Here is a 24,379-nt window from a genome sequence, read left to right as displayed (position 1 = left end):
TTTATTTCAAAGACTGTTCCGCTTTTTGCAAGAAAGTGGTGTCCACTACTTGCTCAACTTTGAGCGGTTTATTAATGAAACCCAGTGATAATGAGTAATCCATCAACCGTTGAATAAACTGCAGATCTTTCGTATCCAGGCGTGCTGACCAGCCCATACGCTTACGCGCTTCTTGCACGATATCTTCAGGTTTAACTGTTTTGCCGTTCAGTCCTTGCGTGGTCTCAAGCTTGAATTCCTGCGCAATGATCTGATTGGCTTCTTCTGGATGAGCCTGTAAAAAAGCAATCGCTTTTAAATGCGCTTTCAACAGCTTGGTCACGTCATCGGGGCGATTTTTAAGGGTGCTGGGCAAAGAAATGATCACGTACCATGGATATTGTGGCAGTTCTTTATTCACATCCAGCACCAGTTTGCTTGAGCCCCGCAACAGTGACTGGCTCACAAACGGCTCCCATGAGAACGCGGCATCCACTTCATTATGCTCAAGCGCGGCATTCATATTGGCGGCTGGCATGTTGATGATCGCAACATCCTGATCCGGGTCTAATTTAGCTTTTTCTTTCAATACATAGCCGCGCAGTAGTACATCCATGCCGCTGCCTTTAGCAACACCAGCCAGTTTCTTGCCCCTAAGATCGCCCACTGCATTGATCGGGCTTTTTGCATTTGCGATCACTGCTGCCTGTCCGTAATTCACTTGCGCCAGGATCTTGCTTTCCAGCCCACGTGAGAACCAGTGGTAAACCGGGGGCGAACCAACATAAGCCACATCCAGATCCCCTGCAGCCACTGCCTGTTGCAATAAGGGGCCATCGTTAAAAGACTTGATATCTACATTCAGGCCTTCGGCAGCATAAAACCCTTTTTTATCGGCGATGAGTGCCGGTGCATTGGCCATGGCATACACCCAGCCTATACGTAGTGGTTTATCTTCTGCCAATACTGAGAAACTCGACAGGCTTAAAATAGCCGAAACGACGAAAGATACAGTGATAAGATTTTTAATCATTTTTTATACTTCCTGAGAATGAGTTGATATTGGCAGCGCTTGCTGTGGAATGGATGACTTCAGAAATCGTGCCCATCAATGTGGTGCGCATATCCACGAATCGAGGAAGTTTGCGCGTATCCAGATTTGTTCTGGGGCGGGGCAGGTCAACCGCTTGCTGACTGTGTATGCCTTGCGGCGCGATCCCCAACACAACGACGCGGTCAGCCAAAAATAAAGCTTCATCGATATCATGCGTAATGAATAAGACGGTCTGGCCTAACTCCGACCATAGACGCAACGTTTCTTCATTCAGGTTGTTGCGAGTGATCGCGTCCAGGGCCGCGAATGGTTCATCCATCAACAGTAAAGCAGGTTCTAACGCTAATGCACGGGCCAGGGATACTCTTTGTTGCATGCCGCCAGAAAGCTGATAGGGCAGCCTGTTGCGTGACTGATCTAAGCCGACCAGCGATAGATAGTGCCTGGCTTTCTCGATCTGCTCTTTTGGGCTTAGGGAATGTTGCATACGCAAACCGAACCGGACATTCTCTAAAGCAGTGAGCCAGGGGAAAAGTTGTGGCGATTGAAACACGTAACCCAGCTCAGGCATTTCGGGCCTTACTTTTTGCGAATTGATGGTAATTGATCCGCTAGTAGGTTTTTGGAAACCAGATAACAGATTAAGTAAGGTGGTTTTTCCGCATCCTGAAGGACCTAGCAATGAGACAAATTCACCTGGTTTGGCATGCAGCGAAAATGAGCGAAATACCTCATGTCCATTCGGATATGAAAAGCTGATATGATCAATCGACAGCGATGCTGCCGGCCTTGGCCGGGGGCTATTCTGTTGATCAGCTGGACTGATGTGAGTTGTCATGAAGTATTAGCAATGTAAAATTCAGACTAATAGTACAAGTTAATACAAGTTGGCACAAAGAATAAAAAAATATATTCTTATAACCTATTTATCTATCATCTGACTTCAAATCAATCAGACTTGAAACGCATACTACCGTCATTCATAGTGCTTAATGGACTCAATCTTGCAACAATCTTCTTCACCTCTTATCCGTGAGAATCCGACCTCTCTGTACTTGCAGATTTCTTCATTGCTACGCGAAGAGATCAGCAGTGGCCTGTATGAACCTTCTGGCAAGTTGCCATCAGAGGCTGAATTAGGCAGACGCTTCAGTGTGAGCCGGATAACTGTCAGGCTGGCTTTAGATCAGCTGGTAGAAGAAAAGATCGTTGAGCGTAAACAGGGCAAGGGTACCTATGTTTCTAATAAGCAGTTTAGGCATGGCTTAGATACCTTACGCAGCTTTCATGAAACCTTGCTCATTCAAGGCCTAAAGCCGGAAATGAAGCTATTATCGCGACAGGTGGTTGAGATACCGGAAGCGCTCAGAACTACTTTTGCTACTGAAAATAATCAAAGCATGCTGATTGAAAGGTTGCACATCGTAGATGGCCAACCAATTGCTCTGGGCAAAAGCTACTTGCCAGTTAAAGTGCAGGCCATCAACCCTGAATCCATGGCAGGAAAACCAAGCTATAAGGCAATTGAAGAAGTGACCGGCTTGCAAGTCATTCGAGCCGATATCGCCATTACAGCGCAATTAGCAGATAAAAAGGTGGCCGAATTACTTGAGATTGAGATTGGCATGCCATTACTGATCATGAAGCGGCTTTCTTATCTGTCAGATGGCCTATGTTGCGACCATTCACTGTTCTATATCAGGCCAGAACATTATGAGTTCGTATTGAGTACTTATTTCAAACTCACTTAGCCGGGGTTGCTTCTGCCTCACACTTGATATGCCTGCAGTGGCAACTTCCCTGATAATTCATTTACATTCTCTTATTAACTCATGATTGAGTTTTTTCTAGCAGTAGCATCCTGAAGAATATTGATTCAAGCCATTTGAATTTTTGCATGCAGAAGTTTTAGGTCGAGTTAGTTGAACTAAGGCTGACCTCGCTGAAACTTTGCACTATAGTAGCTAATCACAACTCTTATTCACTACGGTTATTATTCAGAAAGAGTTTATTTTCTGAACTACTTATGTATCTAGTCATTGCCCCTGGATACTTTATAAAACCTTAAATTACCCATTTAAAACCGATAATGTTCACAATTTTAGTCTACAAAAGTCGAGTCCAGATCGACATGTCTGCCTCGGATGTATACCAGTTAGTCAAAGCGGCGGCTGTTAAAAACGCTAATAGAGATATCTCAGGCGTTCTTTTATTTGATGGGGATTATTTTCTTCAGTATCTTGAAGGCCCGGATGGGGAAATCAGGGATCTGTATAACTCTATCTCAATGGACAGTCGGCATCGTAAAATCGTGAAACTGATGGAGGATCAGTCGCCGACGAGAAGATTTGGGGTATGGTATATGCATGCCATAGACGTAAATACTCTGCATGGCGATGATTTAAATGAAATTCTTTCCCAGGGGGCATCGTTTCAGCCAGTCAATTTAGGTCTCCCGTCTCATGATCGCGTGCTAAAAATGATAACGGCGTTTGCATCAGCAAGTTGGACGGACAATGACTCCCATTTCGAGCCTGAGAATTGGGAGTTTCAAATCAAGCCATCTCAATTCAATGCGGTAGTGAATACTAAAAATGCCGCACCATGCCAGTTTGCCTTTCAACCTATCTTAAATCCAATATCAGGCGAAGTGTCTTCGATCGAGGCTTTGATTCGTAGTCAATCTGGTGGGCCTCCATCCGATTGCTTTAAAGGGTTGTCACCCGAAGACCTTTACCTATTTGATTTGGAGTCTAAGCAATATGCGTTTGAGCTAGCATCTCAAATGAACTTGGGAAAATGCAAGCTTTCAGTCAACTTGCTGCCTATGTCATTAGTGAGAATCCCAAATGCAGTTGAACGCCTTTTGTCATATATCACTGACGTTGGTTTGGTACCTCAGCAGGTAATTGTTGAGATTACCGAAGAAGAATCCATTACCAATTTTGAGGATTTCCAAAGTGCATTGAAGAGTCTACGTTCGGCTGGCATCAGTGTTGCCATTGATGATTTTGGTGCAGGTTTTGCCGGACTAACACTGTTATCCAGATTTCAACCAGAGAAACTAAAAATCGATAGGCAAATCATCGACGGCGTGCATTATGACGGACCTAAACAGGCGATCGTTAAAGCCATTATAGAGTGCGCACATTCTCTGGGGATCACTATTATCGCTGAAGGTGTAGAAACTGTTGAAGAGTGGTGCTGGTTGCAATCAGTTGGGGTGGATCTATTTCAAGGGTATTTATTTGCAAGGCCTAAACTGAACGGTACTCCTGACATTCAATGGCCAGTGCTTAAACAGGTTTGATATTTTTGATGGGTTAGGCTGGGCTTTAATCAGCTAGACCCCCGGCAAAGGAATGGATCAAGATTGAATAGCCTGATCAATAAAACATCATTACCAGAGGGATCCAAAAATAACGCTTTAATGATTAATCTTCAGGTCCTTGAGTATTTCCGCAAGCACTCGAAAATCTAATGGTTTGACCAGATGAAGATCAAAGCCGGCAGCCAATGCGGCTTTTTTATCGTCTTCCCCCCCATATCCTGTTGTCGCAATCAACTTGATGTCTTTGGTTTCAGGATTGATCCGTAAACGTCTAGCTATTTCATATCCGTCGATCTCGGGCAAGCCTATGTCAAGCAAGCATACGTCTGGCAACTCACGATAGGCTAGTTCTAACGCCTTTATGGAGTTATGCTCAATAAGCACCAGGTGACCCTCTGCTTCTAAAACCATAGCCAGTACTTCAGCAGCATCGACATTGTCGTCTACAACTAACACCTTTAGGGGCTGTGAGAGTTCTTGCGAAATTGACAGAGCGTCTTGATCAGGCTTCTCGGAAGGCTCTATAAGAAGAGGTATTGAAACTGAAAACTTGCTGCCCAAGTCTATGCCATCGCTCTCAGCCCAAACTTTCCCCCCATGCAGCTCAACCAGGCTTTTAACAACCGTCAACCCTATGCCCAGGCCGCCCGAGGACCTATCTGAGCTAAGTTCGGCCTGAACAAATAAATCAAAAGCCTGGCTTACCAACGAGGGTGACATGCCCATGCCATTATCGGTAATCTCTATTAACAGATCAGTATCCTGTCGCATCGTATTCAACACGATGCGCCCACCATTAGGCGTATATTTGGCAGCGTTATTCAATAGATTACTTAAAATCTGTACCAGTCGCTTATTATCCCCAAGGACCTGCGAGGGGGCAGCAGGTACATTAACTATTAACTCATGCTTCTTCAAAAGCATAAAAGGATTAACTTGTTCAACAGCATCCGCGATGACTTTATTAATTTCTACTGGTTTTCTTTCCAGGTCGATTGAGCCACGGGTGACTCTCGATACGTCTAGCAAGTCATTGATCAGGTTGGACATGTGGCTGACTTGACGGCCTATGATTCCGCTGGTTTTTAGAACCTGTTCATCGTCTGGCCGAAGCAGCCTTAAAAGTTCGGCACTTGATGCGATCGGAGCAAGTGGATTGCGCAGTTCGTGCGCCAGCATCGCTAAGAACTCATCCTTGCGATCACTTTCGAGTTTGATTTTCTCTTCCAGCAGTTTGCGATGGGTGATGTCCAGCACATTTCCCACCATGCCCAGCAACTGATTCGAAGACGACAAATTTGGGCGGCCGGTGTTAATGACCCAATGGTACGTGCCATCTGAATGCAAGATGCGATGCTCACAGGTAAATTCCTTGCTTTTTACATGGGCGTCAGCGAAAACAAGACGCACTGCCTCTCTATCCTCATCATGCACAGCATCTAGCCAACCAAACCCAAGGCCGTTATTTTTGGGTTGCCCTGTGAATTCATACCAGCCGCTGGTGAGGAAAGAGCAAATGCCATTGCTTTCAGTCGCCCATAGAATAGCGGGTGCTGTTTGCGCAAAATCATTGAATCGCTTCTCGCTTTTATGCAGAGCATTCTCAGTTTGCTGACGTAGCAATACCACCGCCGCTTGATTGGCGCCTACGCCCATCAACAGACGGTCTCGTTCAGTTGGAAAGGCCGCATTTTTTGAACCTGCCACGATCACGCCGTTGTCCAGGGCTATCCCGAAACGGACAAAATTCAAACGCAGAGACTCTTCACCAAAAGGATCGGGGAAGTCTGCAGCCTGATTTGCTTCGTTATTTTGTAAAAAAGGAGCGAGTGCAGTGCGCACCTTGTCCAGCGCGTCAGTCGATTCGCCATCGCGCAAGGTACGCAGAGTTTCAATTTCATTTTCTCCGTCTTTACTGCTCCAGCGGATATAGATCAGGTCGAGATCAAGTGTATTGAAAAGCACATTGCACAGGCTTTTAATCACGCCTTCAGATTTAAGACTGCCCCAAATGGCAGGGAGTGTGGAAATAGCAATGAGGTCTCTTGAAATTAAGCGCAGGCGCTTAACCTCTGAATCCTGTTCAGAAATATTGTTGTTGGCTTGCATGGTGGTTATTTAATTTTTATTTTTTTGATTTCTGCGCGCATCTATTTCTGCAAGCATTTCTTCTGCCGGGATATAAAAAGGATTGTGTTGAAGAATGCCTCCAATAATCACCATGGGATGGGTACGCATGATGTCAACGACGACACTTGCATCAAATTTGGAAAGGTCATAAGTGCAAACCACCGGATCGTGGTTTTTGGGCAACGCTTGGTTGAGACGTGCTTCGTACTCTACGATATCCTCAACGCCTGGCATGCTCTCCAGAGCCCATTCCATATTTGCAATGTTGCGGGATATTTTGCCAGGGGGTGTCGCTATTGAAAGCGCTTCCTTTAAGGTTTCTATCATGAGCATTTGATCAAAACGCCCATCTTTTAAATAGGTATCTTCCCATCTCACTACGGCCAATAAACCAGCTGCTTCGGCAGAATCTACGTCTATGCCCTCCTGCTGCAATCGTGCTAAATGCTCTGCACGATGGTCCTTATTGACGATGTGGAATGCCCGGTCGCCGTTTTTAAAGCCTTCTAAGATAAAAGGCATTAAAACTTCATATTCCTCTTCTTTGGAATGGAAGAATGCACACGCATGGCAGGAGTGAGACAAGGTTGAGCCAGCAAGTTTGACGGGTGAGGATTTTTCTAACATGAAATGCTCCTTGATTTACCCCAATCTCCGCAAGCCGGTTGAAACCAGATTTCGAATAACTTCATCATTTGAAAGGCAGTATTGGGAATTCCTTTCAGCACAGAAAGTGCAGGCTACAATCTTAGCGACTTTGTCCGGATTAATCCATGATTAGTCAATTCACCAGACTACATTTAAATTTTAGCGACCAAATACACAAATCAATTGGTCGTGATATTGGCTTGGTTAGGCGTGAGATGTCGCCTGATAGTAAAGGCTTTATTTCCGAGTGGAATTTGAGAGCGTTGGTCTGTATACTCAGCAATATGTATTACATCGTTCAATCTCAAAAAACGTTGAAGTATTTATACTCCGAGCAATCAGAGAATAAGGCTGCGCCTAAGTGGACTTGGGAATTTGATCATGCAAAACATTTTGATAGTTTTTCTGCTGCAGCCTCTGCAGTCCTCAGTGAGAAAGTCACTCAAAATCCGGTCGTCGTTTCCGTTAGCAAATCTAATTCCGTTATTTGGGGGATTCATTACCTCGATCGCGGAATAGTTTAAAGAATGCACCTTTAGGCGTGAAAGGTTTGGTTCATTTGACAGGGCTGTTTTTTTGATCCATAAAGCCCAACTCTGGTTTATCAAGCAAACATGGTTTTAAAAGCGATGATAACCAGGCCAATTGTTGAAACTACAAAAACAATCGCACCAATAGTTTTCCTACGATTAAGCTCGGTCCACAACAGAACTCCGGTGATTGATAGCAATATCATACTTCCGCCAATACTGTCAGCCAGAAGCACCCAACCGATCCCTGCGCCATTTGCCCGGTGAAAATTATCTATTGCTCCAACCCAAGTTTCGTCAGTTCGTTTAATTTTCACCATATTTGATCCAACCCAGTAATCGGCGATGACTTTGTATTGCGGTGCTACAAAGCGTACATCCCAATGTTCTGGCTGTTTTACGTCCTTGCCATCCCAGGATACAGTCTCAGCCTTTTCTTTTTTGAGACGCGGTTCTCTATCCATGGATAACTCTTTACGCAACCAAATGCCCATGGATTCAGGGCTGGACTTAGCCTCATCGGGAACAACCATTTGTATTTCGCTGGATTTAGGTTTTTCCAGTTCTATTTTAAGCACAGTACGGTGGTTATGAATAATCCCAGTGGCACCAAAAAGTAAACCTAAAATAGCGCCCCAAAGACCCAACCAACCATGAATGTCACGCAACCTTTTTAGAAACGTGCTTCGGCGTGATCTTGAGTTGGGTTTATTGGGTAAAGATTTTACTTTGTGAGTAATGGTTGATGTCATTCTGATTATGAGTAGCTAGACGTTATTTGATGCGATCTGACGAGGGCACTTTACTTAAATTATACAGTACGCCTCCAGCTGATTAAGATTCGGAATGATACAATTATAAATGAGAATAGTTCCTATTTAATCATTTGAAAGTTATTACATGAAAATTAAATCCGCTTCACTTTTAGCGGTGATGTTGGCCTATCCATTTATGAGCTCCTTTGCTGAGGATTCCAGCAATCAGACTGATACTCTCCCGGAAGTAGCCATTAGTGCCGAAAAATCTAAAGAGTCAGCGACTGGTCCCATTCATAAATACAAAGCATCCCAAGCACGTACAGCTACTAAATCAGAGACTCCGATCAATGAGACCGCACAATCAATTTCCGTAGTGACTAGCGAGCTGATAAGAGACCAAGGCGCTCAAACTTTTGCCGACACGCTTAAATTTGTCGCTGGTGTAGATGCCGGACAACGGGGTAGACGTGGTCTTGATGATTTCTCTATTCGAGGTTTCGTGCAAAGCGATTATGTATTGCGTGACGGCATGAGAATGTTCTACGACACGGCATGGGTGCAGTCCGAGCCTTTTGGCTTTGAACGTGTTGAAGTCATGAAAGGTCCGGCTTCCGTTTTGTATGGCCAAACTGGTCCGGGTGGCTTTGCTAATGTGGTAAGTAAAAGACCAACAGATCAACCCCTGGCAACCATAGGGCTGTCACTAGGGAATTATGATCAACAACAATGGACTGCTGATTTCTCTGACTCTTTGAATAAAGATGGCACACTGCGCTATCGCTTAGTCGCTCTTACTTCAGAAAGCGATGATAAAGTTGATTTCGTAGACCGCAGTCGTACCTATATCGCCCCCTCATTAACATGGGATATCAGCGATCAAACAAGTATTACTTTATTGACCAGCTATCAAAAAAGCCGTTATGTGCCGGTACGTGGGCTACCAGCCGAAGGTACGGTCCTTTTTAACCGCAATGGCGATATTCCTTTAAGCCGTTTTGTCGGTGTTCCTGGCGTCGATAAATATGAAACCGAGATTTCCTTATTTGGTTATGAGTTCTCTCATATCTTTAACGATACTTTTACCTTCCGCCAAAATGTCAGATATAACACTTTCAATGTAGATGGCGCTTTTACCGATACTACTAATGGATTAACTGCAAATAAGCTGAATTATCAACGCCGTTTGAATGTGAGAGATTTATCCTCTCAAATGTGGACGATGGACAATCAGCTTGCCGCACATTTCAATACTTTGGGAGTAAAGCATGAGATGTTGGTAGGTGCTGATCTTCTGCACTACAACATGGGACGGACATTCACGAACCGTACTCTTACCGCGCTTAATTTATATCAGCCAAATTACAGTGCCGCAGTGATTGGAGCACCTGCCGTAGTTGCCAATAGTACGGGTAGTGATATGTCAAGGCAGTATGGTGTTTACCTTCAAGACCTTATCAAGTTTGGTGATGGCTGGAATCTGCAGCTTGGTATACGCCACGATGAGACAGACCTGGTACAAACCCGAATCAATAATACCCGCACCAAATCAGACCCCTCAAAAACCACGGGCAAGGCCGGCCTGCTGTATGCATTCGATAATGGATGGTCTCCTTACATCAGTTATAGCGAGTCATTTTTACCATTAACAGGCAACACTTTTGATGGATCTCCTTTCAAACCTGAAATGGGCGAACAGCAGGAAGTGGGTGTTAAATATGAGTCGCCAGATCATAAATTCGGTACTACGTTCGCGCTATATGACCTGAAGCGACAAAATGTCACCACCACCGATCCCAGCAACACAGGGTTTAATATCCAAACCGGCGAGCAACGTCATAAAGGTTTTGAGTTTGAAACAACCGGCCAACTCACAGATCAATTGAATGTCGTTGCTACTTACACATATGTTGATGCTGAGATCACCAAGAGCACAACAAATACCTTGGGTAAAAAGCCTATCCTGGTTGCCAAGAATATGGCTAATGTATGGGCGCGTTATGATTTAAACCGCTGGGTGCAAGGCTTGGGCTTTGGTGCAGGCGCCAGATATATTGGAGAGCAAGCAGGAGATGGCCAGAATTCATTCGAAGTGCCATCTTATACATTGTTTGATGCGGGTATTTTCTACAATACTGCTTCATGGAGGTTTGCACTCAATGGTAGAAACCTGGCGAATAAGCAATACATTGCGGGTTGTGCCAGCATTACTCAGTGTTATCCGGGAGACCCACGCATGGTCATGCTGACAGCTAATTATTCTTTTAAATAATTTCTAATGCCAGACGGCTTGCAGAAACGTGAGCCGTTTTTCTTTTTCCAATGCCGGCAGTTCATGATTCTCCCCTAATTGCCCGTCAGCACTTCTCTAAACTCACTCACTTGTCGCACTAAACCGGTCATAGTCGCACACCTTGAGCCATAGGTAAGCAATCAAGGACTGACTGATACAACGATCCCGATGGAGATCGTTGGCGCACTAATTAACTTAAACCTGGTTGATTGAAATCAGCACTTTCAATCTTTTGCCTTCAATAAAGTCTACAAAAATCCACTCGCCTGAAATCAAAGTAGGTCTCGATTTCGCAACGAATTTGATATTTATATCGGAAATACTAAATAACTAATAAGATTACATTTGCAATTATATTTATTTAATTCAGATTTGAAGGCTGAGAATAAATTTTTAAAGCTTCAACAAAATTAATATTGAATTGTATTGAGATGTTTCATTTGAAAATTTCGAGCTTGATATTCCAATCATAACTAAGTCAAACCAGAGGGATAAATGACAAGACATAACAAAATATTATTTTATAATTTTGTCATTCTGGTATTTGCAATTGGTTGCTCGGTGCTTGCTGGATGGATTTTTAACATTAAAGGGCTTGTTAAAATTTCCGCTGAATATCCAGCAATGACATTGGGTACTGCGATCTGTTTTGTACTTAGTGCATTCTGCTTAACTAGTCTAAAAAAATTTAATCAAGTAGAGTATAAAAACATCAACTTGATAATTCCTTCTCTTATAGCTTTTATATCAAGTTTATATTTACTCGAATATCTCCTCAAATTAGACCTCGGTATTGATCTATCAAGATTTCATGAAAAAATGGGATCAACAGGGCGGCCAGCCATTAATACAGTCACCGGATTTCTTCTGTTTTCCGTCACAGCTTTATCAATCGCTATCCATCCAACCAGTAAAAAAACTCAGCTTAAATTGCTCCTTTCAACCCTATTAACTCTAATTGGAGTTTTGGGACTGCTAGGATATTTTCTTAATCTCAGAGAAATGTATAACTGGGGTGGATTTCAATCTATGGCGTTAAATACCGCAGTCGGTATGGTTGCCCTTGGCGTTAGTTTAATTATTCTTTTGAGGAGTAAAACAACAGCTACTGAAGAAACTGATTTTGAAAATAAAATTATCAATATTACGCTTGCTTTGATGCTTTCTGTCGGGTTTGGAATATCTTCACTTTCATTCTACCTGATGCAAAAAAGAGTTGAATCTGCGCTTCAGACCGATCTTTCCACTAGAGCCCAAGATCAATCAGAGCTGATTTACCAAATTATTTCGCACCGTTCAGAGCGCGCGAAGGTTTTGAGCAAAAGTGCTGAAATCATTGACGCTGCCAAGCACATTAGCAGACATCCCCACAATCAAAACACGCTAAAGCAGCTTTTAACATTGAGTCAAAACTACATCATCCATGGTTTTGATGAAATAGATATTCAGTCGCCAAGTTCAAATGTGAATAGCAAGATTGTCAGTAAATCATTCTTTGTCGAAATTGATGGTCGGGGTGATGATAAATTGGTTTGGGAAAATGGTTATTTCCTGATCTCTAAAAATCCGATCATTTTTGATGGTGTTTACCTTGCTGATCTAGTTACTAGACAATCATTGCCCCCGCTAAACCTACTCGTTCCCAAAGTAATTAAAACGGGAGAAACTAATGATCTGGTTATTTGTGCTGACGCCGGAACTAGAATCAAGTGTTTTCCAAATAGAACCAACCCAAATCCTTTTTTTGTTCCCAGAAATATTTCGGGTCAAACTTTACCGATGGCTTACGCTGTTGATCAAAGGCAGTCTGGTGTCCTGAAAGCAACTGATTACCGAAATGTTCAAGTGTTGGCTGCCTACACTCCTATCGGGGATACAGGTTTGGGACTGGTACAGAAAATTGATCAATCAGAAATCTATAATCCAGTTAAATTGCTGATGATCAAGATTTTGATCATCACAATAATCATTCTTGCATTCGGGTATTTTTTTATACGTAATCAATTAAAACCGTTAGTTAATCTTATAGTTTTTGAAAGAGATAAATCTGAGACTGAAAAGGCTAGGTTTATCGCAGCAACTGAAGGAGGCATAGATAATTTTTATATTTTTGAGGCGGTGAGAGATCACCAGAATAAGATTATCGATTTCAGGTGTTTGTATCTGAATAGAGCTGGAAGCGAGTTAATAAAAAAGCACCTGGTGAAATGGTGGGTAAGTTGCTTTTACAAGAAGTACCTATCAATAAAGAAAAAAGGCTGTTCGATAGATACAAGTATGTCATCGAAACTGGACAAACAGTAGCAGAAGAATTTGCGATTCATGATAAAGATGTGAATGCAGAATGGATTTATTGGCAAATAGTAAAGCTGGGAGATGGTATTGCCATTACGTCTCGAGATATTACGGCAAGAAAAAATCTTGAGTTTGAACTGGCTAAAGTTAATAGACTACATTCAGCAATTTTAGAGAGCGCCTCATATTCAATTATTGCTACAGACGTTGATGGAACTATCATCTCAATGAATAAAGCAGCAGAGCGTATGCTTTGGTATCGTGAAGAGGAGTTGGTCGGCAAGTTCACCCCCGAGATTATTCATGATAAGGAAGAGGTGATATTAAGAGCTGAAAAGCTGTCTTCTGAACTAGGGAAAACCATCAGTCCAGGTTTTGAAGTTTTTGTCGCAAAAGCAGTTGATGACATTTCCTCTGAAGAGGAGTGGACATATGTCAGGAAAGACGGATCCAGGTTCCCGGTTAAACTTTCTGTAACGGTACTTAAAGAACCAAGTGGAAGCATTTATGGATATTTAGGAATCGCATACGATATTTCTGAACAAAAACGTGCTGAGGAATATATCACTCACATTGCGTTGCACGATGTGCTAACCGGGTTACCCAATCGAGCCTTATTTGATGATCGGGTAAAAGTTGCAATCGAAAACTCAAAGAGAACGAACGAGAGCCTTGGCGTAGCATTACTCGATCTAGATCATTTTAAGTATATTAATGACTCGCTTGGACACCACATTGGAGATAAGTTATTACAGCTAGTATCCACTCGACTTGTAGATAACATAAGGCCGACTGATACGGTTGCCAGGATGGGTGGAGATGAGTTTGCTTTCTTGTTTCCAAATGTATCCCATCCTGAAGGAACACATATAGTTCTTCAAAGATTACTAAACGCATTCATCCCCAAAGCAGAGGTGAATGGACATACTTTGCATGCTACACCAAGTATAGGCATGGCGGTCTTTCCCGCAGATGGTCTAGACATCGAAACGCTTTTGAAAAATGCCGATACAGCTATGTATAGAGCTAAAGAGCTGGGTAGAAATGGTTATCAGATATTTGATAACGAAATGCGACAGTTAGCCTCACTCAGAATTATGCGTGAACAAGAGTTGAGGGAGGCTGTTGAAAAGCAGCAGTTTGAATTATTTTATCAACCTCAAATCAATCTTGAAACTCTAAAAATTATTGGTGTGGAAGCCTTGATTCGTTGGCAAAAGTCCCCTAATAAATATATTTCTCCCGCCGAATTTATTCCGCTCGCAGAAGAAACAGGCTTGATTTTACCCATAGGTGAATGGGTAATCAAAACGGCAATCAAGCAGGCTAAGGAATTTGAGTTGTCTTTTGGAAGACCTATCAGAGTTGCGGTAAATGTGTCGCCAAGACAATTCAGGCAGGTTGGATTAGTAGACCAGATCTTGAGTACTTTAAAAGAGTTTGACGTTTCCCCAGAGATGTTTGAAGTAGAAATTACAGAAAATCTGATGATGGAAAATATTGAAAGCTCAGTCGAAGTGATGCGAGCGTTAACAAAAGCCGGAGTCAAGATTGCGCTTGATGATTTTGGAACAGGATATTCAAGTCTAAGTTATCTAAGCAAGTTCAAATTTGACAGAATCAAAATAGATCAATCGTTTATAAGAAATTGCCTGACTAATCCCGAGGACGAGGCTATTGTGAAAACGATCATCAGTATGTCTAAAACATTAAATGTGGAGTTGATCGCTGAAGGAATTGAAACCAAGCAGCAACTAGACTTTATCAGGCTGCATAAATGCGAAGAGGGCCAGGGTTATTACATAGGAAAACCAGTTTCGTATCAACGACTTCTAGAAATTCCTTCTAAGTTTGAGCTATATGAATAGCTAATTGTTTGATCATACTGGAAAGCGTTCGATATGCATCTCACCTTTGCGTCCATAATAGGTCACATGCTTACCTGTCAGCCAGACGGTATAGCCAATACAGCCTGATTCTTGCGATAGTCGTTTAAATTCCGGATACATCACTTCACCTCGCTGTGCGCCTGCAATCGCATTTTTGATACCAACGGCACTAAACTCCGGTGCTATCTGCTTATCTGGCACTTCTAACGGTAATGCGAGTGTTTCACCGCTTGGCATGTAATAAGCAATACGCCCCCCGCGATAATCCACCGCATAAGACTCAACGCCTGCACTGGTCAGATGTTGGATAACCTGACCAAAATGGATGCGACCTTGATCAGAGGCCTCTAGTGTTTGGCGGATAACTGTTTCGGCTGCCTGATTCATGACTAGCTCCTTTATATTTTTACTTGGTTGGAATCTCTTTTAATTGATGCAAAGTGACTAACTCCTGCATAAGCTTTTTTAAGTCCTCACGACGTGAAGCAGAAAGATGCCCGAAAAAATATTCGTCATTTTCATCTGCGGTGGTCGCTAAGATCGGTACCAACGCCTTACCTGTTTCTGTTAAGCACAGTACCTGTTCGCGTAAGCTGTCTTGCGCTTGTTCTCTTTTTGCTAACCCTTTAGCTTCTAACTTTGAAATAATTTTGGACGCAGCACCTTTAGTCATTCCAAGTGCATCAATCAGCGATGAGTGAGTCGCAGCATTGGCGTTGAATAAGGTCCGCATGGCTACCCATTCAGTCACAGAAATATTGTGCAGCGCTAACTGTTGTTCAAAGCGACCTGAGACTTGATTGGATATAAAGCGCAGCCAAAATCCAATGTGTTCTTCAAGCGAGCTGGGGATGGGTTTGTGCATAACAAGTGAAGGTTTCCGTGGAAACCTTTATGTTAGTTTCCTGGGAAACATAAGTCAATGCTTGTTTCGCAGAGTCAGGATGATCTATCGCTATTAACTGCAGCGTTTTAAATCAATGCCGTTCATCACTAGGATTCATAGCGTTTCTAGCTTATTCAGGCTGTTGGCCTGTAAATTCCAGATCTCAGCAAAATGGCCGCCATTTGCCCGCAACACGTCTGGCGGACCATCTTCAATGATCTTGCCGTTTTTTAAAACGATGATTCTGTCGAATGCGGCCAGGGTTGAAAGTCTATGCGCAATGGCGACCACGGTTCGTCCTTGCATCAGCGAGGCCAGTGCTGACTGGATTTCTTTTTCAGACTTGGAGTCCAGCGCTGAAGTGGCTTCATCGAGTATCAAAATGGGGGCATCTTTGACAAAGGCTCTTGCTATGCCCAGACGCTGTCTTTGGCCGCCTGATAAGCGTATGCCTTTTTCACCCACTATCGTGCTGTAGCCTTTGGGCAGGCCGCGGATGAATTCATCGCAATAGGCGCTGCGTGCTGCGGTATACACTTGTTCTTTGGATGCGTCCGGGTGGCCGTAGCGGATGTTTTCGTATACAGAGCGGTGAAACAGGGCGATGTCTTGTGGCACTACGGCTATTTTTGAACGTAAGCTGTCTTGAGAGACCAGATCTATCGGCTGCTGGTCTATCAATATCTGGCCTTGTTGAATATCATCCAGACGTTGTATCAGGCTGATAAGGGTTGATTTGCCAGCGCCGGAAGCGCCTACCAGCCCGACTCGCTCTCCAGGCTTGATCTCAAAGCTGAGGTTGTCAAACACTTTAAGACCATCCGGATAGCTATAAGACACATTGTTAAACTGGATGCCGCCGCTTTCGACGTTGAGCTGGGCGTATTGGTCAGGGTCTTTGACGGAATGCGGCTGGGCGATCACTTTTAGCGTTTCATTGATGATGCCGAATTGCTGGGCGGTGCCGACCAGGGCAAGTGCCAGGTCGCGTGAACCATGCAATATCCTGAAGGTAAGCGTGCTGACGATGACGACATCGCCGGTGCTGATGCTGCTGGCGCGCCAGAGCAGGATAGACCAGATGAGCATGCCTGCGCCGGTGATCACCAGGCACATATCATGGATCACGCGCGCCAGCTCTACATACATCCAGCTTCGCCGGTGCGCTTTGGCTTCGCGGTTCAGCTCCCGTGCCAGCCGGTTTTTTTCCCTATGGCGGGCGGAAAAAGCTTTCACTGTCCACACATTACTCACTACATCGATCATTTTTCCGCTGGCATCAGAAGAGCGTCTGGCGTAATTGTTATGTAATCTGCGGCCGCGGATGCCGAACAGGATGAGCAGGCCGGCGACAAAAAACACAGAAAACATCAGCCCCACACTCATTTGCCAACGGATGGTGGTCAACACGATGATGGCACCGAGAAAGTCTGTGATGGGCGGCAGGATGCGCCAGAACAAGGTGGCAAATATTTCACCGGTGGCTGAGGCGGTAGTGGTGATGCGATTGCCCAGTGCACCAGAAAAATGCTGATTGAAATAACGCATGGAGTGGCCGGTCAGATGTTCGAACAAGTCCAGTCTGATATCCACCCCGCTGGCGACGATGGCCCGTGAACCTTGCCAGCCGCCCAAACGCCATAACAGGTTTTCGAGTGTGATCAATAGCAGAAAGAGCATTAACGGCGCCCACACCTGCGCGTTTGCCCGGGCCGCGCTATCCATCGCATCGACCAGCAGCTTCATCGCATATTGCACACCCACCGCCGAACTGGCAGCGCCCATGATGATGACGAACACTGAGCCAAACAGCCAGGGGCGGTGCTTGATATACAAATACAGAAATGGGACCGCAGTTTGCGGAAGCTGAATATTTTTCACGTTTACCGATCAGCCGAACTGGCTTGTTTACGCAGTGTAAATACAACGGCGCTTATAGTGAAGAGACTTATTTCTGATAACAACTGAAATCGCAGGTTCCTCTCGCCGCACCTGTTTTGCATGGCTTTAGGGAATCATCCTGGTTTTTGGCAATCAAGTCATGTAAGTAAGCGATATTTACAGGAGGGCATGCATTATGAGCTTTGATGATAGAGCAACGAAGAATTACTCAGGGCTGCGCATGCTGGTCTTGGCTTTACCTTGAACGTCAATGGCATTCCGGCCAAACATCTTTTAGAGATCACGAATGCTGCCGCTCAGAGTGGCGCGCAGATCACCTTGATTGATGAAGCGCAGAAGATCGCTAAAGAATCCAGTTAGAACACTTGAGTTAAAGAGCCACTCACCTGGGGGCCATTGCCATGCAAACCTAAAGTTGCTTGATATGACGGTATTCTAAGCGCCCAATTTCTCCTACACATGAATCGGCTAACAACTGATGCAGTTTTGCATCAATACTAATTATCCTGCACCAATAGAAAACTCTCACTGGCGCATCATAGACTGCTTTACGTTTATCTCACGCCTTCAGTTTAGAAAGGTGTTTTGATGAGCGATAAAATATATTTTAATCAGAACGGCATTCGAGTAAGCAAAAATGAAGTGATCATTAATGGTCAAACCTTGCCTATCGCTACCGTTACCTCTTTGAGTTATAAAGAATTCGAGCCTAAAAGAGCGTTCGCAGGCCTGGTTATGTTGATAGGGTTGTTGATGTTGATGGATGGAGCGCTGCTGGTTATTCTTGGCAGCTTTGCCATTTTGCTGGGCGGTATTGCCTGGAATACCTCAAAAAAGAGATACGCACTCACGCTGAATATTGTTCAGGGCAAGCATGAAACTCTGGTGAGTGAGGATGATAGATTTATCGAGCAGATTATTTTAGCGCTCAACAAAGCCATGACCGCTGCCCCTTCTAGATTCACAAACTAGTGAGAGGCAAATATGGGTAAAGGTTACACATAGTCTTTGAGCGACAGCGTATGCCTGTAAAAAAACGGCTTGCAGAAATGTAAGCCATTTTTCTTTCAGACGCAGAGAGGGTTTCCCCCGCTGTAACGCTATAGGGGCGCTTGATCAACCCTCGCCACGTTTAACCTTTTCTTCATATTCCTGCAGATTAACGATGCCTTGTTGTTCGGCCAGCACCTTTTCCTCGGGCTTGATGGCGTCCTGCACGATATCCAGGCGTTTCCAGGTCGGGATAGGCGTGATCTCGCAGACTTCCGGGACATATTTAGAAGCCTCCAGCTTTTTGTATTTGTGGATATAGCGTGGACAGTTGATCCAGATTTTAGTGACCTCAACAAAAATCAAATGCTGGGCTTCTGGATAATCAGCCATGAGCGCGTGCTCCCGCACCAGGCGAGCATTGCCTTGCACCCTGATGCGATGCGGCGTTTCAAAATCTATAAACAGCATGCCGATTTTGGATTTGGCTACAATATTGCCGACTGAATAAAACATACCGTTGCCGTCATAGCCCGGAAACACCAGCGTTGATTCGTCCAGCACTTTTACCATGCCCACCGGACCTCCCTTGTATGACACGGTAGGGCAGCCTTCTGGATCGACAGTAGATAAGAAGAACATATCTCTTGAGGAGATGAATGCGGCTTCTTCAGCACTTATCTTTTCATGGATCCAGCCATTATCCAGTAGCTCGGCGAGCTTGGTGGTTTCAAACTCCTCTTGTAACTCCCGGTGAACTGGTGAATATAGTGAAGCCATTTGTTACCTCCTACGATTTTTTCAGGATGAATGGATTTTGCAACTGTGAAATGCAGCAACGGATATGTCGTCGTTGCATTATAGACAGACCTGTCTTGTTGTCAATATCAGAATCAACCGTCAACTTTCCCGCAGCGCAGTCGCAAGAGAATTCCTACACGGTTTATAGAATTCTTCCGATAAACGTTTACAGTGGCAATTGTTAGTCTGACCCTGTTGGTAGCAAGAAAGTCTCTATCCTAGTGAGCCCTACGCTGGTTATTAACATTACAGTCTGTCGAATATACAGATGATTCGATATTTAAGAACAACAAGGAGACGTTATGAAGGCAAATACTTGGAAGATCATTGCACTTGCATTAGTGCTATCCGCTTGTAAAAGCACACCAACCGATTTATCACACACAGCCAACCCGACCTCCAAGCAAGAGGTTGCCGCAGAACACGCCGTCTCTGATACAGATGATGCGGGCAGGGCTTACAAGATTTATGGCGCTTATCTCTCAAACCGCCAGATCTATTTTGACTATGACAGTGATACCCTTAATCCAAAATATAAAAACCTGATCGCCGTGCATGCCAAATATTTATTGAATCACCCGCAAAGCAAAATCTCTTTGCAAGGTCATTCGGATGAAAGAGGCAAGGGCGATTACAACAAGGACCTTGGTTTACGCCGGGCCGTAGCTGTTAAAAATGCGTTTAATGCGCAAGGGGTTAAAAATGCGCAACTCGAGACTATCAGCTATGGCAATGAATTCGCCAGCCGCGATTGCCCCGATGAGCATTGCCATAAGATCGACAGGCGTGTAGATATCAATTACGGTGTTAAATAAAGCTGTACTCTAGCCTGGTATTGAATACCAGCACCCAAAAAAGCGGCTCGCAGAAATGTGAGCCGTTTTTCTCTTCAATGCCTGGTTTGCATTCGTCATGTTCCCGCGCGTCAGTCTCCTCTTACTGAGGAATCAGATTTGAGCTGATTTAATTTTGGCCAGATAAAGCTTACATTGATACAACCAAACAATTATTAGCCCAGTGCCTAATACTAAGGAAATATCATGAGCAAACTTCTTTCAGCTTTATTGATTTGCATATTCTCTGTCAGCACTTTTTCGGCACATGCTGCCGATAAACGCAAATCGGATGTGAAAAAAACGCAAATCGCACCTGTCCAGAAACCGCTTAAGCCATCAGGTGACAGGGTGATCGACAAGCCTTTATCCGTCGAGAGCCCTAAGACTCCAACCAACGACACATTAGGGGTAGCTCCGGCTGAGACAACTTTACCTGATATAAGTCCGCCTAAAGCGACTGATGTGAACTATGCACCGCCACCAGACCTCAATGATCGCAACCCTATCAGTAATTAGGGCAAGCGGGTGTAGCGTGGTTTGGATAAGTCTGAATTCACCGCACTGACCGCATAGACCTTGGCTGCTGTGTATAACTCACACAGGGGCCATGATAAATAGAGACTCAAGGTTAACGCCTTGGGTCTATTGTTTTTTTGTGATCTATAAAAGGCCAACGCCAGCCAGTGTTCACATACATCTCACAGTTTAAAACTTGAAACTCAGTGTGGTATTGATGACGTGATTTTCCTGGTTGTAAGTGGCTTTATGAACAAACTGATTCAAATAACCTGTTTCCACAGCACAGCGCTCAGTCAGTTTCCAGTCTATGCCTACAAAGAATCGATTCTGGTCAAAGCCGCGTCTGGCACCCCAGTCAGTTTGATCGAAGTTGATAAACAGCTCGTCAGACACGACGAAAAACAGTGTGGGATGATGGGTGAATGGGGTAGAGGACTTGATCATTTCGCGCAACCTATACCCCACATCGTGAAAGCCTGCCCGCTCGCGCTGTTCAAAACGAGTACGGTTGCTCAGGGTGGTGGTAGCGATTGCGTCAAACTGATACTGAAATTGCTCCCACCAACGATTTTCGTGATAAGCGGATTTACCTGCCGGATGGCCAATAATGGTGTCGTGCCCTAACCACAGACTGGTTTTGGCATCAGGTTTATAAAAGATGGCCGGGCGATAATACAGGTAATCAATATGCGCACCTTGATTACGATAGCGCGGATTAATATCCATGTTCCAGTACAGATTCTGCACAGGAAACCTGCCTTGTAAACGCAAGCTATGCCAGTAACCGCCATCTTCCTGCGGCCCCGCCCATGCCTGGCAACTGATGCCAAATAATAAAATGCATAAGAAAAGGTACAAATTTGTAGCTCTGTTTGTCATCTTGCTCAACCTTGTTCTAAGTTAATCTGATGAGGTCCAGTTTAGTTTTGCCAGATGAATTCAATCTGAATTTTGTCTGTGACCACATATGAAAAATGAAACAGGTGAGCACTTGGAGGTGACTGACCTTGGCCAGTTATCTTTGCTGACAGTGGATCTTTTTTGTTTTGTAGGTTAGACGAGGATTCCCGCAAAGGGGTGACTCGATACTTAATAACAGCTCATGACTGAGCAACTCATCGTTTGTATTTCAAAAAAAGGGGAGAGTTTATGTTTGCAACTGCAACACGTTCTGTGTTGGTAATGACCGTGGTCGCGATGCTACTGATTCCGTTAGCCGCGTCCTGGTTCGCGTATCCAACTACGCATCTGCCGCCCGGTTTCGGCGTTTTTCCACCACAGTTTGTTGAAGATCCGCCTGGGTTCAATCTGCTGGTTTTTATAGGGGTTGCCCTGCTAGAAGCAGCATTTGCTGTTTTTCTGATATTCCCGCAATGGTTTGGCTTTAAGCCAGCTGCCCCCTCACCACAGCCTGCGCTGCGCGCCTTGCCGTGGTGGTTTTGGGCGGGCCTGGTGGCTACCCTGTTCTTCTGGTGGTTGATGTGGACGCGCACCACACCGTTCGGTGATCTGGTGTATTACGCTTTTACGCCGATGTGGTGCGGATTCATCTTTGTGCTTGATGGCCTGGCATTCCGCTATTCTGGCGGTTACTCACTGTTTGCCAGCCGGCCTAAGACCTTTCTGATCAGTGCCGCCGTCTCCATATTTGGCTGGTATTTCTTTGAATATTTCGATTATTTCGCTTTAGGCAACTGGTATTACCCCAATACCGATATTCCTGGTTTAAGCCATACCACCATAGTCTGGATATTTATTTTTGCCTACTCCACCGTTTGGCCTGCCATTTTTGAGTGGTATACCTTGCTCAATGCTTTCCCTAAGATTGCAGGGCGCTATGCCCAGGGCCCGGCGCTGGCCTTACCGGCAAAACCTATGCTATATCTGAGTTTTGTGTTGTTTGCCGCCGTGCCATTCTGGCCTTATCCTTTGTTCTGGGCAATGTGGATCGCGCCATTGATAGGTATCTCCGGCATATTGATGCTGCGTGGTATCTGGACCCCATTTACCGATCTTGCCAAGGGCAACTGGAGCCCGGTGCTGCTGATGGCACTCAGCGCATTGTTCAACGGATTTTTCTGGGAGATCTGGAACTACGGCAGCGCGCATCCGGTATTGCCGGTCACCAACCCCAACTACTGGCTCTACGATATCCCATATGTGAATGTGATCCATTTGCATGCGGAAATGCCGCTGCTGGGCTTTGCCGGCTATCTGCCCTTTGGTGTGCTGGTGTGGGTGGTGTTTCTGTGGGCGGGTAAGGTGCTTGGTTTCAATACTGATATCCTCAAGAATGGTCAGGGGCATTGATGCAGTAAGTCTGGCTGATATCCGGCTGAGCACTGGATAATGCTACAAGTGAGACTTAAGGTTATCGCCTTGAGTCTTTTTTGTTCTGGTTGCCTATCGTGCAACGACTACAGTTGGACATCAGGCCTTACTCACGCCCCTTACAAAAGCTGGTGTCAACTTGCTTTGAGAGCCCTGGATTTTTTACCAGCAATGAGCATTAATCCTAATGATGCTAAGACGTAGCTCTGTGGTTCCGGCACCTGCGAAGGAATGTATGGATTAATCTCGACTGAGGCATATGTTCTTGAGGAAAAATACAGGATGGTGTCGGTTGGGTAGCTGAAAGTAAACGACAGCGTTCTTGAAAAACTCCAATCTTCATCAAACGCTGTCGGATAACTGGCATATCCGATATTTGGTTCGAAGTGATTAGCTATTCCTCCATTGGGACCGATATTCGCACCGCGGATAGCAGCAATGGTGGTGACGATGTCTTTATTGCTTGCGGTACCACTGACATACGCATCAGCAGAAATCTTGATGACAGCATTTGCGCGATAGTTCAGAGAGAAGAATGTTTCACCATAGCTCTCTGCAGTACTGCGTGTCGCAGTTGCATTCGAGCTGAAGGTCGGAGTTGAATCAGGGCCATAACTGATATGAGTCACTGCCTGGCCATGACCGCCTATTGTTACCGCCGAGATATCATAAGTGTATGGTGAAGGTAGTTTTTCCTGATGTTCTTCGCGGGACTGAGTATGTACACCGGAGATCACTTGTGAATAAAAGCTATCTGGATCGAACGTTGGAGCCTCACCTGAGAGGATTTCAAACCTAAAATTACTTAAAGAGGCGTGAGCTGTTGCTGCAATTCCAAAGCAAGGGTAAAGTGCCAGGTAGATGAGAAGCAATATAGTCTTCATTTTGTCACCTTTCGTCAGTTAATTTAAGTGCCTTAGTTTTACATCAAAATATATATATATAAAATTTTTATACAGCATAGCTCAAAAGAGTTAGCGAGCATAGATTGATCGTTAGCAAGCTATCAACAGAGATGATGGCTAAGCCCAGACGTGGGAGAGCATCTGCCTAGTCTCCTTTATTATTAAACTCAACCCGCATAATAGCAGCCATTAAAAAAAGACCCAGGCTAAGGCTTGGGTCTTTTCGTTTCTGAATAACCTTGGACTTTTTGCAATTTGGCAGAGGTCAAAAGCGATCCAGTATTTCTACAAGTGAACAGTTGCCA

21 protein-coding genes are annotated in these 24,379 nt (G+C 44.5%); 10 read left to right on the top strand and 11 right to left on the bottom strand.

The genetic code is table 11. From position 1 onward, the window contains the following. Window position 1 precedes the first annotated feature (1 nt). Both ACFQ1Z_RS07915 and ACFQ1Z_RS07910 read right to left on the bottom strand, forming a co-directional pair. The gene (locus ACFQ1Z_RS07915; protein WP_379056839.1) at window positions 2–1,012 is read right to left on the bottom strand and encodes an ABC transporter substrate-binding protein; all 1,011 of its coding nucleotides are present in this window, start codon (window positions 1,010–1,012) and stop codon (window positions 2–4) included. Then, window positions 1,005–1,871: an ABC transporter ATP-binding protein gene (locus tag ACFQ1Z_RS07910; RefSeq protein WP_379056837.1), complete on the bottom strand. Its 867-nt coding sequence runs from the start codon at window positions 1,869–1,871 to the stop codon at window positions 1,005–1,007. The genes ACFQ1Z_RS07915 and ACFQ1Z_RS07910 overlap by 8 nt, the downstream gene beginning before the upstream one ends. A gap of 166 nt (window positions 1,872–2,037) precedes the next feature. Here ACFQ1Z_RS07910 and ACFQ1Z_RS07905 point away from each other — a divergent pair, with 166 nt between their 5' ends. Both ACFQ1Z_RS07905 and ACFQ1Z_RS07900 read left to right on the top strand, forming a co-directional pair. Further along, window positions 2,038–2,784 carry a GntR family transcriptional regulator gene (locus ACFQ1Z_RS07905; protein ID WP_379056836.1) on the top strand — a complete coding sequence of 249 codons (747 nt, stop codon included), beginning with the start codon at window positions 2,038–2,040 and terminating at the stop codon, window positions 2,782–2,784. 338 nt (window positions 2,785–3,122) lie between these two features. Further along, window positions 3,123–4,343, top strand: coding sequence for an EAL domain-containing protein (locus ACFQ1Z_RS07900; protein ID WP_379056835.1), 1,221 nt, complete (start codon window positions 3,123–3,125; stop codon window positions 4,341–4,343). A 117-nt stretch (window positions 4,344–4,460) separates the two neighbouring features. Here ACFQ1Z_RS07900 and ACFQ1Z_RS07895 read toward each other — a convergent pair whose 3' ends face one another. After that, window positions 4,461–6,473 (bottom strand): hybrid sensor histidine kinase/response regulator, encoded by a 2,013-nt coding sequence (locus ACFQ1Z_RS07895; RefSeq protein ID WP_379056833.1) that lies wholly within the window; start codon window positions 6,471–6,473, stop codon window positions 4,461–4,463. A gap of 9 nt (window positions 6,474–6,482) precedes the next feature. Further along, a complete protein-coding gene (locus tag ACFQ1Z_RS07890) occupies window positions 6,483–7,121 on the bottom strand; it encodes an MEDS domain-containing protein (protein ID WP_379056831.1) in 639 nt (212 codons plus the stop codon). 146 nt (window positions 7,122–7,267) lie between these two features. Between ACFQ1Z_RS07890 and ACFQ1Z_RS07885 the strand changes: the two genes are divergently transcribed. Further along, window positions 7,268–7,666, top strand: a complete 399-nt coding sequence (locus tag ACFQ1Z_RS07885) for a hypothetical protein (RefSeq protein WP_379056830.1) — start codon at window positions 7,268–7,270, stop codon at window positions 7,664–7,666. 80 nt (window positions 7,667–7,746) lie between these two features. Here ACFQ1Z_RS07885 and ACFQ1Z_RS07880 read toward each other — a convergent pair whose 3' ends face one another. After that, the gene (locus ACFQ1Z_RS07880) at window positions 7,747–8,424 is read right to left on the bottom strand and encodes a PepSY-associated TM helix domain-containing protein (protein ID WP_379056828.1); all 678 of its coding nucleotides are present in this window, start codon (window positions 8,422–8,424) and stop codon (window positions 7,747–7,749) included. A gap of 148 nt (window positions 8,425–8,572) precedes the next feature. Here ACFQ1Z_RS07880 and ACFQ1Z_RS07875 point away from each other — a divergent pair, with 148 nt between their 5' ends. From ACFQ1Z_RS07875 to ACFQ1Z_RS07865, 3 genes are all read left to right on the top strand, one after another. Further along, window positions 8,573–10,699 (top strand): TonB-dependent siderophore receptor, encoded by a 2,127-nt coding sequence (locus tag ACFQ1Z_RS07875; RefSeq protein ID WP_379056827.1) that lies wholly within the window; start codon window positions 8,573–8,575, stop codon window positions 10,697–10,699. 516 nt (window positions 10,700–11,215) lie between these two features. Then, complete coding sequence (locus ACFQ1Z_RS07870) at window positions 11,216–13,024, top strand: hypothetical protein (RefSeq protein WP_379056826.1); 1,809 nt, start codon at window positions 11,216–11,218, stop codon at window positions 13,022–13,024. Continuing rightward, the gene (locus ACFQ1Z_RS07865; protein ID WP_379056825.1) at window positions 12,928–14,883 is read left to right on the top strand and encodes a putative bifunctional diguanylate cyclase/phosphodiesterase; all 1,956 of its coding nucleotides are present in this window, start codon (window positions 12,928–12,930) and stop codon (window positions 14,881–14,883) included. The genes ACFQ1Z_RS07870 and ACFQ1Z_RS07865 overlap by 97 nt, the downstream gene beginning before the upstream one ends. A 12-nt stretch (window positions 14,884–14,895) precedes the next feature. On the opposite strand, the gene ACFQ1Z_RS07860 is transcribed toward ACFQ1Z_RS07865, so the two are convergent. From ACFQ1Z_RS07860 to ACFQ1Z_RS07850, 3 genes are all read right to left on the bottom strand, one after another. After that, window positions 14,896–15,291: a DUF1398 family protein gene (locus ACFQ1Z_RS07860; RefSeq protein WP_379056823.1), complete on the bottom strand. Its 396-nt coding sequence runs from the start codon at window positions 15,289–15,291 to the stop codon at window positions 14,896–14,898. Between the two features lie 19 nt (window positions 15,292–15,310). Continuing rightward, complete coding sequence (locus ACFQ1Z_RS07855) at window positions 15,311–15,769, bottom strand: MarR family winged helix-turn-helix transcriptional regulator (protein ID WP_379056822.1); 459 nt, start codon at window positions 15,767–15,769, stop codon at window positions 15,311–15,313. A 135-nt stretch (window positions 15,770–15,904) separates the two neighbouring features. Further along, a complete protein-coding gene (locus ACFQ1Z_RS07850) occupies window positions 15,905–17,671 on the bottom strand; it encodes an ABC transporter ATP-binding protein (protein ID WP_379056821.1) in 1,767 nt (588 codons plus the stop codon). A gap of 609 nt (window positions 17,672–18,280) precedes the next feature. On the opposite strand from ACFQ1Z_RS07850, the gene ACFQ1Z_RS07845 reads away from it, so the two are divergent. Further along, window positions 18,281–18,664 carry a DUF6232 family protein gene (locus tag ACFQ1Z_RS07845; protein ID WP_379056819.1) on the top strand — a complete coding sequence of 128 codons (384 nt, stop codon included), beginning with the start codon at window positions 18,281–18,283 and terminating at the stop codon, window positions 18,662–18,664. A 144-nt stretch (window positions 18,665–18,808) separates the two neighbouring features. Here the strand turns inward: ACFQ1Z_RS07845 and ACFQ1Z_RS07840 are convergent, their stop codons facing one another. After that, window positions 18,809–19,462 carry a pyridoxamine 5'-phosphate oxidase family protein gene (locus ACFQ1Z_RS07840; RefSeq protein ID WP_379056818.1) on the bottom strand — a complete coding sequence of 218 codons (654 nt, stop codon included), beginning with the start codon at window positions 19,460–19,462 and terminating at the stop codon, window positions 18,809–18,811. Between the two features lie 323 nt (window positions 19,463–19,785). Here ACFQ1Z_RS07840 and ACFQ1Z_RS07835 point away from each other — a divergent pair, with 323 nt between their 5' ends. Next, window positions 19,786–20,298, top strand: a complete 513-nt coding sequence (locus tag ACFQ1Z_RS07835) for an OmpA family protein (RefSeq protein WP_379056817.1) — start codon at window positions 19,786–19,788, stop codon at window positions 20,296–20,298. Window positions 20,299–20,523: 225 nt separating this feature from the next. Beyond that, complete coding sequence (locus ACFQ1Z_RS07830; protein WP_379056816.1) at window positions 20,524–20,835, top strand: hypothetical protein; 312 nt, start codon at window positions 20,524–20,526, stop codon at window positions 20,833–20,835. A gap of 189 nt (window positions 20,836–21,024) precedes the next feature. Here the strand turns inward: ACFQ1Z_RS07830 and ACFQ1Z_RS07825 are convergent, their stop codons facing one another. Continuing rightward, entirely contained in the window at window positions 21,025–21,696 is a 672-nt protein-coding gene (locus ACFQ1Z_RS07825) for a DUF2490 domain-containing protein (protein ID WP_379056814.1), read from the bottom strand. Window positions 21,697–21,987: 291 nt separating this feature from the next. Between ACFQ1Z_RS07825 and ACFQ1Z_RS07820 the strand changes: the two genes are divergently transcribed. Next, on the top strand, window positions 21,988–23,148 hold the full coding sequence (locus ACFQ1Z_RS07820; protein ID WP_379056813.1) for a mechanosensitive ion channel protein MscS: 1,161 nt from the start codon (window positions 21,988–21,990) through the stop codon (window positions 23,146–23,148). Between the two features lie 155 nt (window positions 23,149–23,303). Here ACFQ1Z_RS07820 and ACFQ1Z_RS07815 read toward each other — a convergent pair whose 3' ends face one another. Further along, window positions 23,304–24,053 (bottom strand): hypothetical protein, encoded by a 750-nt coding sequence (locus tag ACFQ1Z_RS07815; protein ID WP_379056812.1) that lies wholly within the window; start codon window positions 24,051–24,053, stop codon window positions 23,304–23,306. Window positions 24,054–24,379: the final 326 nt, after the last annotated feature.

The organism is Methylophilus luteus (assembly GCF_042676265.1).
In the GTDB taxonomy this organism is placed as follows: domain Bacteria; phylum Pseudomonadota; class Gammaproteobacteria; order Burkholderiales; family Methylophilaceae; genus Methylophilus; species Methylophilus luteus.
The sequence above is the reverse complement of the archived record's forward strand: the minus strand, read 5'-3'. Positions and strand labels throughout refer to the sequence as shown.

Coding starts and splice junctions, on each gene's coding strand:
- ACFQ1Z_RS07875 (WP_379056827.1), top strand. CDS start 8,573: ATGAAAATTAAATCCGCTTCACTTTTAGCGGTGATGTTGGCCTATCCA.
- ACFQ1Z_RS07815 (WP_379056812.1), bottom strand. CDS start 24,053: ATGAAGACTATATTGCTTCTCATCTACCTGGCACTTTACCCTTGCTTT.
- ACFQ1Z_RS07840 (WP_379056818.1), bottom strand. CDS start 19,462: ATGGCTTCACTATATTCACCAGTTCACCGGGAGTTACAAGAGGAGTTT.
- ACFQ1Z_RS07890 (WP_379056831.1), bottom strand. CDS start 7,121: ATGTTAGAAAAATCCTCACCCGTCAAACTTGCTGGCTCAACCTTGTCT.
- ACFQ1Z_RS07845 (WP_379056819.1), top strand. CDS start 18,281: ATGAGCGATAAAATATATTTTAATCAGAACGGCATTCGAGTAAGCAAA.
- ACFQ1Z_RS07855 (WP_379056822.1), bottom strand. CDS start 15,769: ATGCACAAACCCATCCCCAGCTCGCTTGAAGAACACATTGGATTTTGG.
- ACFQ1Z_RS07880 (WP_379056828.1), bottom strand. CDS start 8,424: ATGACATCAACCATTACTCACAAAGTAAAATCTTTACCCAATAAACCC.
- ACFQ1Z_RS07860 (WP_379056823.1), bottom strand. CDS start 15,291: ATGAATCAGGCAGCCGAAACAGTTATCCGCCAAACACTAGAGGCCTCT.
- ACFQ1Z_RS07915 (WP_379056839.1), bottom strand. CDS start 1,012: ATGATTAAAAATCTTATCACTGTATCTTTCGTCGTTTCGGCTATTTTA.
- ACFQ1Z_RS07830 (WP_379056816.1), top strand. CDS start 20,524: ATGAGCAAACTTCTTTCAGCTTTATTGATTTGCATATTCTCTGTCAGC.
- ACFQ1Z_RS07820 (WP_379056813.1), top strand. CDS start 21,988: ATGTTTGCAACTGCAACACGTTCTGTGTTGGTAATGACCGTGGTCGCG.
- ACFQ1Z_RS07910 (WP_379056837.1), bottom strand. CDS start 1,871: ATGACAACTCACATCAGTCCAGCTGATCAACAGAATAGCCCCCGGCCA.
- ACFQ1Z_RS07885 (WP_379056830.1), top strand. CDS start 7,268: ATGATTAGTCAATTCACCAGACTACATTTAAATTTTAGCGACCAAATA.
- ACFQ1Z_RS07870 (WP_379056826.1), top strand. CDS start 11,216: ATGACAAGACATAACAAAATATTATTTTATAATTTTGTCATTCTGGTA.
- ACFQ1Z_RS07895 (WP_379056833.1), bottom strand. CDS start 6,473: ATGCAAGCCAACAACAATATTTCTGAACAGGATTCAGAGGTTAAGCGC.
- ACFQ1Z_RS07835 (WP_379056817.1), top strand. CDS start 19,786: ATGAAGGCAAATACTTGGAAGATCATTGCACTTGCATTAGTGCTATCC.
- ACFQ1Z_RS07865 (WP_379056825.1), top strand. CDS start 12,928: ATGGTGGGTAAGTTGCTTTTACAAGAAGTACCTATCAATAAAGAAAAA.
- ACFQ1Z_RS07900 (WP_379056835.1), top strand. CDS start 3,123: ATGTTCACAATTTTAGTCTACAAAAGTCGAGTCCAGATCGACATGTCT.